Genomic DNA, 14,684 nt, shown 5'->3' with positions numbered 1-14,684 from the left:
GGCAACAGGGCTTAGTGTCCTGCACATTCCTTAAGCTTGGTATTTCTTGATGACCAATGTGGCATTGGTGCCGCCAAAACCAAAGCTGTTTGACATTACAGTGGTAAGCTCAGCATCACGCTTCTCTGTCACAATATCCAAGCCCTGAGCCGCTTCATCTAGGTTTTCAACGTTAATGCTTGGCGCGATAAAACCGTTGTCTAGCATCAGCGTTGAGTAAATTGCTTCATGTACGCCTGCCGCACCGAGTGCGTGACCTGTCATCGCTTTCGTTGCTGAGATTGCAGGACTGTTATCACCGAAGAGTTCTTGGATAGCGCCTAGCTCTTTCACGTCACCGACAGGCGTTGACGTGCCGTGCGTGTTGACATAGTCGATGCTGTCAACGTCTTGCATTGCCATCTTCATACAACGAATCGCACCTTCACCTGATGGAGCAACCATATCGTAACCGTCAGATGTTGCGCCGTAGCCTACGATTTCACCATAGATCTTCGCGCCACGTGCGAGGGCGTGCTCTAGCTCTTCAACAACCAACATGCCGCCGCCGCCAGAGATAACGAAACCATCGCGGTCTGCATCGTAGGTGCGCGATGCTTTTTCTGGCGTATCGTTGTATTTAGTCGACAGTGCGCCCATCGCATCAAACATCATGGTTTGAGACCAGTCTAGCTCTTCGCCACCGCCTGCAAAAACGATGTCTTGTTTACCCAGTTGAATAAGCTCCATTGCGTGACCAATACAGTGAGCAGACGTGGCACACGCTGAACTCATTGAGTAGTTCACACCACGAATCTTAAACGGAGTCGCCAGACACGCAGAGACTGTTGATGACATAGTGCGTGGCACCATATAAGGACCAACACGTTTCACGCCTTTGGCACGCATGGTGTCCGTCGCAACCGTTTGGTTTAGCGCAGAAGCACCACCAGAACCCGCAACGATACCAGTACGATCATTTGAAACCTGCTCGTCAGTCAAGCCTGCATCTTCAATCGCTTGCTGCATTGATAGGTATGCATAAGCAGCCGCATCACCCATAAAGCGCATCTGCTTACGGTCAATATGCTCTGCTGGGTTAATCTTTAAATCCCCCCAAACCTGAGAGCGAAGGCCGTGTTCTTTAAACTGCTCAGAGGCAGTGATACCAGATTTACCTGCTTTTAGAGACACTAAAACTTCTTCGACGTTGTTACCGATACTTGAAACAATACCCATACCGGTGATTACGACTCGTTTCATTATGACATTCCTATAATTCTAAAATCCGCTAGATGATAGCGAAGATAATGGGGAAAAGTGGTCAGCTTTCCTTTAAATCCGTACAATTGCGACCATAACATCGATTCTTTTGACATAAGTTAAACACTATGACCTCGATTACCAATGCCCAGTTAGGTTGGAATGACGCTGGTACGCCCGTTTCCGACCAATTCGATGACGTGTATTTCTCTAACGTGAATGGCCTCGAAGAGACCCGTTACGTGTTTCTTCAACAAAATCATCTGCCACAAAGGTGGCAAGAATATGACCAACGACGCTTCGTCATCGCTGAAACCGGTTTCGGTACTGGTCTTAACTTCCTGGCAGTTTGGCAATGGTTTAATCAATTTAGGTTGCAACACCCCGATGCGCCACTGAAAGAACTCCATTTCGTGAGCTTTGAGAAATACCCACTCAATAAAAATGACCTTGAGAAAGCACACCAAGCTTGGCCCGAATTAGCCGAGTTTGCGCAGAAACTTCAACAATATTATCCCATCGCCGTCCCAGAATGCCACCGCTTGGTATTAGATGAAGGGGCCATCACCCTGGATCTTTGGTTTGGTGATATTAAACAATGTCTACCTAAAGTCCCTGTTCCAGAACAAGGTTTGGTCGATGCCTGGTTCTTGGATGGTTTTGCACCAAGTAAAAACCCTGATATGTGGAGTCAAACTCTGTTTGATGGCATGGCAAAATTAGCCAAACAAGCGTGTACCTGTGCAACCTTTACCGCTGCCGGCTTTGTTCGTCGCGGCTTGATTGAAGCTGGTTTCGAGATGAGTAAAGTCAAGGGCTTTGGCACCAAGCGAGAAATGCTCGCGGGTGCCTTAGCAAACAAGCAAAGCTATACCAATATCAAACCTTGGTTCCATCGCTACGCCAGCTCGTCAAGCCACTCTATTGCGATTATTGGTGGTGGTATCGCCAGTGCCACTCTGGCTAAAGCACTGCGACGTCGAGGTAAAAATGTGACCCTCTACTGCCAAGATTCGCAACCAGCACAAGGCGCATCAGGCAACCGACAAGGTGCCGTCTACCCACTACTCAATGGTGAACATACTGGTGTATCACGCGTGTTTGCACCCGCATTTTTATTTGCGCGTCAGTTCGTTGATCAAGCCGCACAAGAGTGTGAATTTGACCACCAATGGTGTGGTGTGACTCAGCTCATGTGGGATGACAAGTCTCAAACCAAGTTGACCAAGATGCTTGAGGGCGATTTTGACCTCCAGTTGCTTCAACACTTAGATGTCCAGCAAACCAGTGCAACCATCGGATTGCCAATCGATATGGAGAGCGTTCACTACCCGCTGGGTGGCTGGTTGTGTCCGGCACAACTGACTCAGGGTATCATCGACAGCCTAAACAAAAGCGAGCACTTTAGCGTTCACTACCAATTTAAGATCAACCAGCTAACTTGGGATGAGTCACAACAGCGCTGGACACTGAGTAGCGACAATCAGCAGTTTGTCCACGATAGTGTGATTGTCGCTAGTGGCCATCAGTTTGCCGAATTCGCTCAGTGCGCAGATATTCCTCTCGGTCAGGTAAAAGGCCAAGTCAGTCACGTTCCAACTACCAGTGAGCTCAGCCAGCTCAACACCGTACTTTGTTACGATGGTTATATGACGCCAGTCAACCCAAACAACGGCCAGCATTGTATCGGTGCAAGCTACGATAGAAGTCACATTGACACCGAGTTTGACCCCATTGCTCAACAACAAAATGGAGAGCGCCTCACTCGCTGCGTGCCGAACCAGAGTTGGCCCCGTCAAGTAGACACCTCTAGTGACCAATCACGGCAGGGAATACGCTGTGTGAGTCGCGACCACTTGCCCTTCATTGGTGATGTGGGCGACCTCAACAAGATAACAGAGCAGTATCAAGATTTAGCCAGCCAAACGGCCGCTAAAGCACAGCCCGTTGCCCACTACCCCAACCTTTTCTGTTTACTCGGCTTAGGTTCACGAGGATTAAGTTCAGCCCCACTCGCCGCAGAAGTGTTAGCCTCGCAAATCTGTGCGGATCCACTTCCTCTGCCCGTTGATGTGCTAGAAACACTGCACCCAAGTAGAATGTGGGTAAGAAAGCTGCGCAAAGGCAAAGCGATAGCTGGATAAGTGCAATGAAAAAAGGGTTGCTTATGCAACCCTTAATAACTAAATCATTAACTTAAGCTTGATTGACCAGCTCAAGCCACAGGTCGTTGACTATGGTGCGATCAGCTGGCGTTAATTCTGAACGAGCGTCTTCCAAGCTTTGCTGAATGAGTACTTTAAGCTGTTCAACATCGTTAATACCGCCTTCCTCACACGCCGCTGCGGAGAGAGAAATATGCCCACGCAGATAGCCACCGGCAAATAATTCGTCATCCGACGCCGACTCAATTCGAGCATCAATTAACTCAAGTAGCTTCTCTTCAAATTCAATAATCATGGTGCGTTAACGCCTAGTCAGTTTGCATCTCAAAAAAGAACGCCAAGCTTCTCACATTGAGAATGGCAACGCAAACCCCCGCTGTAGCGGGGCTTCCAGCTATGGCACACCCTGTGCAATTTCTCGTCTGTTAACCACACATTAGCGAGGAAAAACCAATGAGAACAATCCCGCCCGCTTATCTAGCCGCTATCGTTACCATCGCTTTAACTGGCTCGCCAACGGTTGTCGCTGACATGCCTTTTTCTCAGTGCCCGACCCAAGCCTTCTTAATTCAAAATCCAACCGGAACACCTGTAGCTTATGGTGTGAACATTGATGTCGGCAGCTACATCACATTAGATTCCGATTTAGGCTTAGATAAGCTTAACGGTGTCGGGTACAGCAAACACGATGACTTTATTTATGGATGGGATTACGGCAGCGGTTCTCTCTCTCGCATTGACGCGGCGTTTAGCAAAACCTTGTTGAACATCACCAAACCTGCCGGCGCTCCAACCTCTATTTATGTTGGTGACGTGTCACTTGATGAAAACGCATGGTATGGCTACCGACCAAGTTACGGCTTGTATAGAGTCGATCTCGATAGCTTAGTCATGGAACTCTCTTCACCACCAAGCCAGTTTGGTAACCCTGCCATTTATGATCTCGCTTTCCATCCAGATAACAGCCTTGCTTACTCAATCGATGCTAATGGCTATCTATGGCAGATTGATGTGAACGCTGGTACTTCAACCCGGCTCAACCAATTGTTGAATAAAAATGAACTCGGTTACCGCCTGACTTTCGGTGCGGTTTACTTTGACGTGGATGGTAACTTGTATGCCAGTAACAACAGTAACGGCTATGTGTTTAAAATCGCAATCAATGGCACTCGTTCAACCGCAGAATTCTTTGCTTATGGTCCATCAAGCAACTCGAACGATGGTGCTCGCTGTGCTTTAGCGCCTGTCGAGCCCAGTGAATATACCGACTTTGGCGATGCCCCTGATTCTTATAAGACCACATTTGCATCATCAGGCGCTCGACACGGGATGTCAGATCTGAAACTCGGTACTTTGGTTGATGGTGAAACCGATGCTAGCCCATACCCCTATAGCGACGACACCTCCGATGGCAACAACGACGATGACGGCATTCAGTTCCCCGTGCCTATTCAGGTTGGTCAAACGAGCAAAATCATCGCAACCATCTCCGGGGCTACCAATCGCTCGGTACTCAATGCTTGGATAGACTTCGATCATGATGGTGAGTTTGAAGTGAGTGAAAGCATCATCAGCGACCAATCGGTAGATAGCAATACTGGCGATATTTTCTTCTCAGTCCCAACCTGGGCCGTCACAGGCGAAACCTGGGCACGCTTTCGCGTATCCAACACATCAGGGATAGGCCCCAGTGGCGGTGTCCCTGAGGGAGAAGTGGAAGACTACCTTATTGATATCACTGAAAGTGGTGTGGTTACCGAGGTTTACCCAAGTGCAGGTGGCTTCACTACCTTTGCCTACGAAGATCAATACCCAATGGTTGGTGATTACGACATGAATGACGTGTTAATGAACGTCAAATTCACCGAGTACCAACTCAACAATCAGGTGATACGCATCAAAATCGAAGGCAAGGTGGCAGCATTAGGTGGTGACTATCACTCTGGTTTTGCGATTCGTCTGCCGGGGATCGCTCGTGAAGATATTAAAGCCGATTCTGTCCAGCTGTATGTCAACAATACCCTTCAAGCTCACGGCTTAGAAACGGATACAACAGATGCTGTGTTTATCATCCATGAGGATCTTTGGGATATCACCGAACCAGGCGAAGCGGAGGGCTGTACCATGTTTAGAACACAAGAGAGTTGTGGTACCAGTTATCGTCCGACCTGGCATTTGACCTTTGCTCTCGAAAACGCGATGGATATCAATATTATGCCAAGCTTCCCTTATGATCCCTTCATCTTCGCCTCTCCTGGCCATTATTACGGCGACGTGGGCAACCAACTGAGCGGAGGCTATCCGGGACGTGCCCTTGAGATCCACCTTAAAAATCAAGCGCCAACCAGTAAATTTGATGCCAGATACAAAACCTACGGTGTTGACACATCGACTGGCGACACTCATTTCCATAATGCTAACGGTTTGCCTTGGGCAATTGAAATTCCGACCACATGGCAACATCCACTTGAGCAACAAAATATCTTAAATACCTACTCAAGGTTTGCTGACTTTGCTCAAGATGCAAGCGGATTGACAGAACCAACCTGGTATACCCTTCCAAACAGCAACAAGATTTATGTCGATTAGAGGAGACAAGACGATGTGGAATTTACAATCAACCAAGCAACTTGGAATCGCATTTATCCTTGCTCTCTCCGGTTGTGGTGGTGGCGGTGGTGGAGAAGGAGGCTCTGCAGGTTCATCAGAATCTAGCGCTACTGGGTCTTCAACGCCTGCGCCTACGAGTAGTGAAACGCCTATCTCGCTCAGCACATTGCAAATTGAACCCGCGAATAGCCTGACTTCTGTATATAAAGTGGATGTGGATGTCAGCTTACCCCACTTAGCCGCATCGCAGGTTTACATTTCGATTTGTGACAATGCTGGCGGCAACCTAGAGTCAGTGGACTATAACAAGTGCTTGGTGAAAGCAGCGCTGCAATCTGGCACGGGTCGTTACCAGTTACAGGTGCCTAACCATTGTGAATCACTGATCGCTGTTGTGTCGGTGATGGAACCTAATACCCAGCCGATTGTGTACACCCTCGATCACAACAATCAGGCCGAAACCCAATGGTTTATCCAGTAATCTAGTACTTACAAGCCGCACTTGGCGGCTTGTTTCTATTTCACTGCAAACATTGAGTAATCGAGTTCGGCAATCTGATAATAACTTCGTAACGCGTCCGATAACATCTTCACCCGCAGCGGCAGCCCTTGCTCAAAAATCTTGCCCACCTCAGCATGGACTTTATGCATAAATGCCAAGCGATCCGGCTCAAAATCGCCGTTGAGATTGTCACAACTGACCGTAAACGGAAAACCAGCGCTCATCGATAAGATCCATTCATAGGCTTGTGGGCGTATTTCGACCTTTTCAAACTTCGTTTGCAAGGCTTCAGTTCGGCCGTCTGGCTCATACCAGTAACCAAAATCTTCCAATAATCGACGCTTAGGCCCCGCAACACACCAATGGGCGATTTCGTGCATCGCTGACGCATAAAAACCACGCGCAAAAATAATCCGGTGATAGCCGATATTGTTATCCGCTGGCAGATAAATCGGCTCGTCTCCTCCAAGTTCTAGTTTGGTGTTGTACTCAGAGTAAAAGGTGTGGTTGAAAATTCGAATGAGATCTCGATAGTCGTGGCTCATGGCGCTCTTAAAACAGTCAGTAAATAGCGCTCGGCATTCTCGCATTTTTAAGTAATTTTGCAAATCTGCTCGACTGTTGTAGGCATTAGAAATAGTTATGCAACAAACGTTTTCGTTTTCACAAAATCTCATTCGTCAGCGCCGGGCTTTACTACTACACTCTCGGCTTTAATTTTGGCGCAAGCCAATGTCGACTAAGATAATGTATGAGGGTTCATCATGCTGCTCAGTGTTTTGTATGTTATTGGTATTACAGCGGAAGCGATGACAGGGGCACTTAGTGCAGGTCGACGTAAGATGGATTGGTTCGGGGTGATGCTGGTTGCTAGCGCCACAGCGATTGGTGGCGGTACGGTGCGTGATATTTTGCTCGGTCACTATCCGCTCGGTTGGGTGAAAAACCCTGAGTTTTTGGCGATTACCTGTTTGGCTGGTGTCTTGACAACAGGCCTGGCTAAGTGGGTCATCAAACTCAAAGGGCTATTTATTCGTCTCGATGCACTAGGATTAATTGTTTTTAGTATTATTGGCACCAAGATAGCATTAGGTATGGGCCATCACGCGCTGATTTGCATGGTCTCAGCCCTAGTCACCGGTGTCTTTGGTGGATTGCTACGAGATTTAATCTGCCGTCAAACTCCACTGGTGCTGCATCAAGAGCTCTACGCATCCGTCGCTTTGATTGCTTCTGGTTTGTACTTATGTCTGCTCGAATTTGGCGTCAATGATGTGACAGCGACTGTCGCCACACTGGTCGTCGGTTATCTGCTGCGCATGGCAGCAGTGCGCTTTAAATGGCGCCTCCCCTCGTTTCAGCTCGAAACAGAAGGATCTATTCACTGAATAAAAAAACGGCTTCCGAAGGAAGCCGTTTTTTTGTTCTATTTATGCTCAGATTTTCGGTGTTTCGGTGGTCACACCATGGTTTTGCCCACGATGACGCAGCAGATGGTCTAGCACTACAATCGCCAACATTGCTTCGGCAATCGGTACTGCGCGGATGCCAACACAAGGGTCGTGGCGACCTTTGGTGATAAGTTGAGTAGGCTCGCCCTGCTTAGTGATGGTGTCACCAGGGACCGTGATACTTGATGTTGGTTTTAGAGCTATGTTGGCCACAATATCTTGGCCCGTCGAAATTCCCCCTAAAATGCCGCCCGCGTGGTTACTGGCAAAGCCATCTGGTGTTAACTCATCACGATGCTGACTGCCTTTTTGACTGACCACGTCGAAGCCATCGCCAATTTCCACCCCTTTCACCGCGTTAATGCTCATTAATGCGTGAGCGATATCGGCGTCTAATCGGTCAAACACGGGCTCACCCAAACCAACCGGCACATTGGTCGCAACTACTTGTAACTTGGCGCCAATGGAGTCACCCTGCTTTTTCAGGTCGCGGATCAATTGGTCAAATGCGTCAACTTTGTCGACGTCTGGGCAGAAAAATGGATTATTTTCAATCTCATCCCAATCGACTTTATCAATCGCAACGTCACCCATTTGCGACAAGTAGGCTCTGATCTCAACCCCAAACTCCTGCTTGAGGTATTTCTTTGCGATAGAGCCCGCCGCGACACGCATTGCGGTTTCACGAGCTGAAGAGCGGCCGCCACCTCGATAGTCGCGCACGCCATACTTTTGGTGATAGGTGTAATCGGCATGACCCGGACGGAATTTGTCTTTGATTTCAGAGTAGTCTTTTGAGCGTTGGTCGGTATTTTCAATTAGAAGACCAATCGAGGTTCCGGTCGTTTTGCCTTCAAACACACCCGAGAGAATCTTCACTTCATCTGGCTCACGGCGAGCAGTCGTATAACGAGAAGTGCCTGGACGGCGGCGATCAAGGTCGATTTGAATATCGGTTTCACTGATCTCAAGACCCGGAGGACATCCGTCGACAATACATCCTAGTGCGATACCATGACTCTCCCCGAATGTGGTCACTCGGAAATGTTGTCCGATACTGTTTCCTGCCATTACTTCCTCAAAACTTTCTTCGCTGTGGCCAACTTAAGTTGTATACACAGCTTTACACTTCAATTGTTGGTAAATTCATAGTCGCCTTATTGCGGTTTGATGTAAACCCCCAAACGCTATTTTGCTCGCATAAAAAACGCCAAGTGAGAAACTTTCTCGCTTGGCGCTTAAGACTCGGTGCTCAGGAAAAATCAGTCGATGTAGAGTGCGAACTCTTCTTTATGTTCAACCAATTGTTCACGGGTCAACATAAATACCCCGTGACCGCCGTTTTCAAACTCCAACCACGTGAATGGAATTTGTGGATACTGTTCCATCATATGCACCATAGAGTTGCCAACTTCACAGATCAAAATGCCGTTTTCCGTTAAGTAATCGGGGGCGTTGGCTAAAATACGACGCACTAACTTCAGACCATCCGTGCCAGCAGCCAGACCCAACTCTGGTTCATGGGTAAATTCATCCGGCAGACTATTCATGTCTTCTTCATCGACATATGGCGGGTTAGACACAATCAGGTTGTACTTTTCTTTTGGTAAATCGCGGAATAGGTCTGAACGGATAGGGAAAACTTGCTGCTCCATTCCATGATCTTGAACGTTTTGCTCTGCCACTTGCAATGCGTCAGTCGAGATATCAATCGCATCGACCTCGGCTTCAGGGAAGGCGTGTGCGCAAGCAATAGCGATACAACCACTTCCGGTACACAGGTCCATGATGCGTGTTGGTTGCTCAACTAACCATGGTTGAAATTCTGCTTGAATAAGCTCACCAATTGGCGAACGAGGTACCAAAACACGCTCATCGACAAAAAACTCTAGGCCGCAGAACCATGCGCGGTTGGTCAAATAAGCCACTGGTGTACGATCGTTAATGCGCTTAACCACACGCTCAACGATACGCATACGTTCGCTGGTGGTTAGGCGAGAGTTCAATACATGAGGAGGCACATCAATTGGTAGATAAAGGGTTGGTAGGATCAATTGCACTGCTTCGTCCCACGCGTTGTCTGTGCCATGACCATAAAATAGGTTAGCCGCGTTGAAACGACTCACAGTCCAACGAATCATATCTTGAAGCGAATGAAGTTCTGAAACCGCTTCTTCTACAAAAATCTTATCCAAAATTGCCTCCGAAAAGCGCTACAATACTGCACATTGCATTGTTCGATAGTAATGATTAATCCCATGAGCAAAAAAGACACCGAAATGGATGATGACTTCGCCCTTTTTAGGGATGCAGTACAAGGCGTAAAAAAGTTGTCACAGGATACCATAGTCCGCCAACCAAAAAGAAACAGTAAGCAAAAAGAAATTCGTCGCGTCGCCCGTGAAGCCAGCGATACTGAGTTCTATTTTTCTGATGAGTTCGTCCCTTTGCTTAACGAAGAGGGGCCGACTCGCTACGCTCGAGATGACGTCTCACACTATGAGGTCAAGCGCTTGCGCCGTGGTGTATATGTGCCAGATGTATTTCTTGATATGCATGGCATGACTCAACAAGAAGCAAAACGAGAGCTAGGCGCGATGATCGCGTACTGTATCAAGAACGAAATCTCTTGTGCCTGCGTTCAACACGGTATCGGTAAACACATTCTCAAACAGAAAGCACCACTATGGCTGGCACAGCACCCCGACGTGATGGCTTTTCACCAAGCGCCACTTGAGTTTGGCGGCGACGGAGCGTTATTGGTGTTGCTGTCTATTCCTGACAAGTAATAACAGGCGTTACTGCCTTAGATCCGGTGGGATGGGTAAATCGGTAGTTTTCAGTTTTGGTCTCTGACCACCGCGCTTGCGGTATTGCTTAAGCTGGAACACATACGCCAGAATTTGTGCAACCGCAGTAAACAAGCCATCTGGAATTTCCTGTTCTAGCTCAGTGGAGTGGTAAAGTGCCCGCGCCAAAGGTGGCGCTGGAACTACATAAATATCATGCTCGCGAGCGATTTCGCGAATTTTAAGCGCCATATGATCAGTTCCCTTCGCCACCACGATGGGCGCTCGGTCTGTGTCTTGTTTATAGCGCAGTGCAACAGAGAAGTGTTCTGGGTTGGTGACGATTACATCGGCCTGTGGTACTTCTGCCATCATTCGCCGCTGCGCTGCCTCACGTTGCAGCATACGAATACGGCCTTTTACTTCCGGTTTACCTTCGGTGTCTTTGTATTCGTCTTTGACCTCTTGTTTAGTCATCTTGAGCTGGTTTGCGTGTTGCCAAATCTGAAAGGGGATATCAATCGCAGCTACAATCAGCAAAGTACAGCTAATCAACAGGATAAAATCGAGCAAGATATCTAGGGCGTGAAAAATGTTCTGGGGATACACGTCCATACTCAGCTGGAACAAGTCTTCTTTAGCCGCATTTATCAGGTAAAACGCCATCCCAGAGACCAGTGCGACTTTCAAAATGGATTTGAGCAGTTCGACCCAACTTTGAAGCCCGACCATACGTTTCAAACCACTGAGTGGGTTCATCTTCGACCACTTCGGCATCGCCGCTTCTGCGGAAAAACTCACCCCCCCGACCCCTGCAGCACCAATCAATGCCGCAATAAATAAAGTGATCAATATCAGGAGCAGCGGCAACACCAAGCTACCGAGAGAGCCGAGGGCAATATCGAAGAGTTTGACTTGATCGAATACCTCTTCACGCGATAGCGAGAAAAAACGTCCCATTGCAGAGAAGAGTGCGCGCGCCAGCCCCTCACCAAACCACATCAGGGCGATGGCACCTACGACAAGTACCGATACTGACGCCAACTCTTTTGACCTTGCAACCTGCCCTTTCTCTCGGGCCTGTTGCAAGCGCCTGGGCGTCGCGTCTTCGGTGCGTTCTTGACCGTCGGATTCTGCCATCTTGCCCCCTAACAGTTAAGCCGAATAAAGCGGCAGACCTGTTGCTCACCTTGTAACCAGAATAGTTCATAATGATTGTACAAGCCGGCAATGATGTACCAACAAAGCAGTAAGCCCACCATCAGAGCAAACGCAAAACCGAGCGAAAAGATATTGAGCTGTGGCGCGGCACGTGTCATTACGCCAAATGATAAGTTAATGGTCAGCAGAGCGATAATGCCCGATAGCGACATACTCAGCGCCACTTTAAACATAATGCCTAACCACAACGCCAGTTCGCGAAAATCAACGGTCGTCAAAGAGCCAGACCCAATCGGCAGCGACTTAAAGCTCATCACCACCAGCATGATCATTTTTAGATGGCCGTCTGTTGCGAGAAAAAACATCGTCGAGAGGAACATGAATAGCTGACCGAGCAGCGGCGTGTTCTGGCCATTGGCTGGGTCGACCATAGAGGCGAAACCCAAACTCGATTGCATACCTAAGATTTGACCTAAGATGACAAAGGTTTGGATCATAAATTGGGTGACCGTTCCCATCGCGACACCAATAATGATCTGCTCGAGTAACGTCATGAAGCCTGCGAAAGAGAGCAGTTCAATGTTGTCGGGGACCGCTGGTATGGCAGGCATCACGGCAAATGTAATCGCTAACCCCAGATAGAGCCGTACCCGAGTTGAGACAAAACGTGCTCCGGTCACGGACATGACCATCAGCATCGCCGCAATGCGAGTATAGGGCCAAAAATAGTTGGCAATCCAGTCCAGTACGACGCTTGCAGGATACTCCATAGCTACACCTAGTAGAGGACCTGCGGTAGACGTTCAACCATACTAAAAAAGAACTCCATCAACATTTGTGTCATCCAGTGACCAAATAGCATCAGTGCTAATAGGGTGACGATAAGACGCGGTAAAAAACTCAGCGTCTGTTCGTTGATTGAGGTGGCCGCTTGGAAAATCGCCACCACCAAACCAATCAAAAGGCTTGGAATAATGATCGCTGACACCATGATAAGCACCATCCACAGCGCTTCACGAAATAGTTCAACAAACATCTCAGGAGTCATGTATTTCCTCCCGTCACAAGGCGAAGCTGCCAGCGAGGGTCGACAAGATGAGATTCCACCCATCAACCAACACAAACAGCATCAATTTAAACGGCAACGAAACAATCATTGGCGAGAGCATCATCATACCCATCGCCATCAGCACCGAGGCGACCACTAAGTCGATAATCAAAAACGGTAAGAACAGCATAAAGCCAATTTGGAACGCCGTCTTGAGTTCTGAGGTGATAAAGGCGGGGATCAGCACCGCCATTGACACCTCTTCTGGCGCCGTTGCCGTCGAACCCGAGATGTTAACAAACGTCTCCAAATCTTTGACTCGAGTCTGTTTGAGCATGAAGTCTTTCATCGGCACTTGAGCAAGATCGAATGCTTGGCGAGCACTGATCTGCTCGTTAATGTAAGGTTGAATCGCATCGTCATTTATCTTACTGAGTACCGGAGACATAATGAAAAAAGTCAGAAATATAGCGATGCCAATGATAACTTGGTTGGACGGCGTCTGTTGCAAACCCATCGCTTGACGCAATATCGACATCACCACCACAATTCGGGTAAAAGATGTCATTAGAATAACCATGGCGGGTAAAAACCCGAGCATGGTCATTAAAGCTAAGATTTGCAGGTTAATGGAATAGTCTTCGGTTCCATCTGGATTGGTGGTCATGGTGAACGCCGGGATCCCAGCGCCACTGCCAGCAAATGTGCCCGTCGATATTGTGCGCGAGGCACCTTGCTCGCGCTCCATCGCCGACACGGTCACCGAGTCCGTCGCTGCGACATTACCGGGGACAGGTGTAGGTAACTCTTCCTGAGCAGACACACTCCAAGCCACCAGAGTCAGCACACATGTCAGCAATAACGTGGTTATATTAGTCTTTCTGATCATTCTTCTTTAATAGCTGAGTCAATTGATTTGAAAACGGACTTGCAGCTAACTCCTCCTGAGACAGTGGCTTATCCAACTTAGCGATCAGTTGAATCGACTGCGCCGTCACACCGACCAAAAATTGCTCTTCCGCGGCCTGAACAATAATGATTTTTTCTCGGTGACCAACCGCGATTTGGCGCACCACACTTAGGCCTTTTTGATTGATCAGTGCTGGTACACGCATCCGTTTAAGTAACCAAGCTAACAACAAAATAAAGGCAATAACGAACAAGAGCGACCCAAAAGTGGTCGCCCAGTCAAGTTGGCTACCCGTCGTGGTAGCCATCGCCGTTGGTGAAAGTAGAAAAAGCGCTAAAGGCAAGTACTTCCTAACTTCTAACCTCATAGATAACCTTACTCTATCTGAGCTTTTTAATCCGCTCAGTCTGGCTAATTACGTCGGTTAAACGAATACCGAACTTGTCATTGACCACGACCACTTCACCGTGTGCAATCAAGGTTCCGTTCACTAGCACATCCAGGGATTCACCGGCTAAACGCTCTAGCTCAACCACTGAACCTTGGTTTAGTTGCAGCAAGTTGCGGATACTGATTTGCGATCGTCCCACTTCCATCGAGATGGTGACGGGAATATCCAAAATCGTGTCGAGTTTACGGCGTTCATCTTCAGAGATGGGTGACGCGGTATCCTCAAGCTCATCAAGCTGAGCTGACATCACTTCATCTACATCAATCTCTGGCGCTGCGGGATCTTCACCAAGAGCTGCAGCCCACTCATCCGCCAATTTTTGGTCGTCACTTGGTTCCATAACAGTTACCTATCT

At 48.2% G+C, this 14,684-nt stretch carries 16 protein-coding genes; 5 read left to right on the top strand and 11 right to left on the bottom strand.

All coding sequences use genetic code 11. From position 1 onward, the window contains the following. Nucleotides 1-30: 30 nt before the first annotated feature. Nucleotides 31-1,242 carry a beta-ketoacyl-ACP synthase I gene (gene fabB, locus FCU94_RS04430; protein ID WP_176287331.1) on the bottom strand — a complete coding sequence of 404 codons (1,212 nt, stop codon included), beginning with the start codon at nucleotides 1,240-1,242 and terminating at the stop codon, nucleotides 31-33. 128 nt (nucleotides 1,243-1,370) lie between these two features. On the opposite strand from fabB, the gene mnmC reads away from it, so the two are divergent. Next, nucleotides 1,371-3,386 (top strand): bifunctional tRNA (5-methylaminomethyl-2-thiouridine)(34)-methyltransferase MnmD/FAD-dependent 5-carboxymethylaminomethyl-2-thiouridine(34) oxidoreductase MnmC, encoded by a 2,016-nt coding sequence (gene mnmC / locus FCU94_RS04425; RefSeq protein ID WP_176287330.1) that lies wholly within the window; start codon nucleotides 1,371-1,373, stop codon nucleotides 3,384-3,386. Nucleotides 3,387-3,438: 52 nt separating this feature from the next. On the opposite strand, the gene FCU94_RS04420 is transcribed toward mnmC, so the two are convergent. Further along, nucleotides 3,439-3,702, bottom strand: a complete 264-nt coding sequence (locus tag FCU94_RS04420; RefSeq protein ID WP_176287329.1) for a YfcL family protein — start codon at nucleotides 3,700-3,702, stop codon at nucleotides 3,439-3,441. A gap of 158 nt (nucleotides 3,703-3,860) precedes the next feature. Between FCU94_RS04420 and FCU94_RS04415 the strand changes: the two genes are divergently transcribed. Next, complete coding sequence (locus tag FCU94_RS04415; protein ID WP_176287328.1) at nucleotides 3,861-5,996, top strand: LruC domain-containing protein; 2,136 nt, start codon at nucleotides 3,861-3,863, stop codon at nucleotides 5,994-5,996. Between the two features lie 13 nt (nucleotides 5,997-6,009). Next, on the top strand, nucleotides 6,010-6,498 hold the full coding sequence (locus tag FCU94_RS04410) for a hypothetical protein (RefSeq protein ID WP_176287327.1): 489 nt from the start codon (nucleotides 6,010-6,012) through the stop codon (nucleotides 6,496-6,498). A 35-nt stretch (nucleotides 6,499-6,533) separates the two neighbouring features. Here the strand turns inward: FCU94_RS04410 and FCU94_RS04405 are convergent, their stop codons facing one another. Then, nucleotides 6,534-7,064, bottom strand: coding sequence for an elongation factor P hydroxylase (locus tag FCU94_RS04405; RefSeq protein WP_176287326.1), 531 nt, complete (start codon nucleotides 7,062-7,064; stop codon nucleotides 6,534-6,536). A 219-nt stretch (nucleotides 7,065-7,283) separates the two neighbouring features. Here FCU94_RS04405 and FCU94_RS04400 point away from each other — a divergent pair, with 219 nt between their 5' ends. Beyond that, complete coding sequence (locus tag FCU94_RS04400; protein WP_176287325.1) at nucleotides 7,284-7,907, top strand: trimeric intracellular cation channel family protein; 624 nt, start codon at nucleotides 7,284-7,286, stop codon at nucleotides 7,905-7,907. A gap of 48 nt (nucleotides 7,908-7,955) precedes the next feature. Here FCU94_RS04400 and aroC read toward each other — a convergent pair whose 3' ends face one another. After that, complete coding sequence (gene aroC / locus FCU94_RS04395; RefSeq protein WP_176287324.1) at nucleotides 7,956-9,041, bottom strand: chorismate synthase; 1,086 nt, start codon at nucleotides 9,039-9,041, stop codon at nucleotides 7,956-7,958. A gap of 191 nt (nucleotides 9,042-9,232) precedes the next feature. Beyond that, complete coding sequence (gene prmB / locus FCU94_RS04390) at nucleotides 9,233-10,165, bottom strand: 50S ribosomal protein L3 N(5)-glutamine methyltransferase (RefSeq protein ID WP_176287323.1); 933 nt, start codon at nucleotides 10,163-10,165, stop codon at nucleotides 9,233-9,235. A gap of 63 nt (nucleotides 10,166-10,228) precedes the next feature. Between prmB and smrB the strand changes: the two genes are divergently transcribed. Continuing rightward, nucleotides 10,229-10,759, top strand: coding sequence for an endonuclease SmrB (gene smrB, locus FCU94_RS04385; protein WP_176287322.1), 531 nt, complete (start codon nucleotides 10,229-10,231; stop codon nucleotides 10,757-10,759). Nucleotides 10,760-10,768: 9 nt separating this feature from the next. Here the strand turns inward: smrB and flhB are convergent, their stop codons facing one another. From flhB to fliN, 6 genes are read right to left on the bottom strand one after another with little or no spacing between them, the layout of a single operon-like run. Then, complete coding sequence (flhB, locus tag FCU94_RS04380) at nucleotides 10,769-11,899, bottom strand: flagellar biosynthesis protein FlhB (protein WP_176287321.1); 1,131 nt, start codon at nucleotides 11,897-11,899, stop codon at nucleotides 10,769-10,771. A gap of 8 nt (nucleotides 11,900-11,907) precedes the next feature. Then, entirely contained in the window at nucleotides 11,908-12,690 is a 783-nt protein-coding gene (fliR, locus tag FCU94_RS04375; protein ID WP_176287320.1) for a flagellar biosynthetic protein FliR, read from the bottom strand. Nucleotides 12,691-12,698: 8 nt separating this feature from the next. Further along, entirely contained in the window at nucleotides 12,699-12,968 is a 270-nt protein-coding gene (gene fliQ / locus FCU94_RS04370) for a flagellar biosynthesis protein FliQ (protein WP_176287319.1), read from the bottom strand. A gap of 13 nt (nucleotides 12,969-12,981) precedes the next feature. After that, nucleotides 12,982-13,857, bottom strand: a complete 876-nt coding sequence (fliP, locus tag FCU94_RS04365) for a flagellar type III secretion system pore protein FliP (RefSeq protein WP_176287318.1) — start codon at nucleotides 13,855-13,857, stop codon at nucleotides 12,982-12,984. After that, complete coding sequence (gene fliO, locus FCU94_RS04360; RefSeq protein ID WP_176287317.1) at nucleotides 13,841-14,245, bottom strand: flagellar biosynthetic protein FliO; 405 nt, start codon at nucleotides 14,243-14,245, stop codon at nucleotides 13,841-13,843. Before fliO ends, fliP begins: the two co-directional genes overlap by 17 nt. Before the next feature lie 13 nt (nucleotides 14,246-14,258). Then, nucleotides 14,259-14,669 carry a flagellar motor switch protein FliN gene (fliN, locus tag FCU94_RS04355; protein WP_176287316.1) on the bottom strand — a complete coding sequence of 137 codons (411 nt, stop codon included), beginning with the start codon at nucleotides 14,667-14,669 and terminating at the stop codon, nucleotides 14,259-14,261. Nucleotides 14,670-14,684 lie beyond the last annotated feature (15 nt).

This window comes from Vibrio sp. JPW-9-11-11, assembly GCF_013369335.1.
GTDB lineage: Bacteria > Pseudomonadota > Gammaproteobacteria > Enterobacterales > Vibrionaceae > Vibrio.
This window is presented reverse-complemented; position numbering and strand designations above follow the sequence as displayed.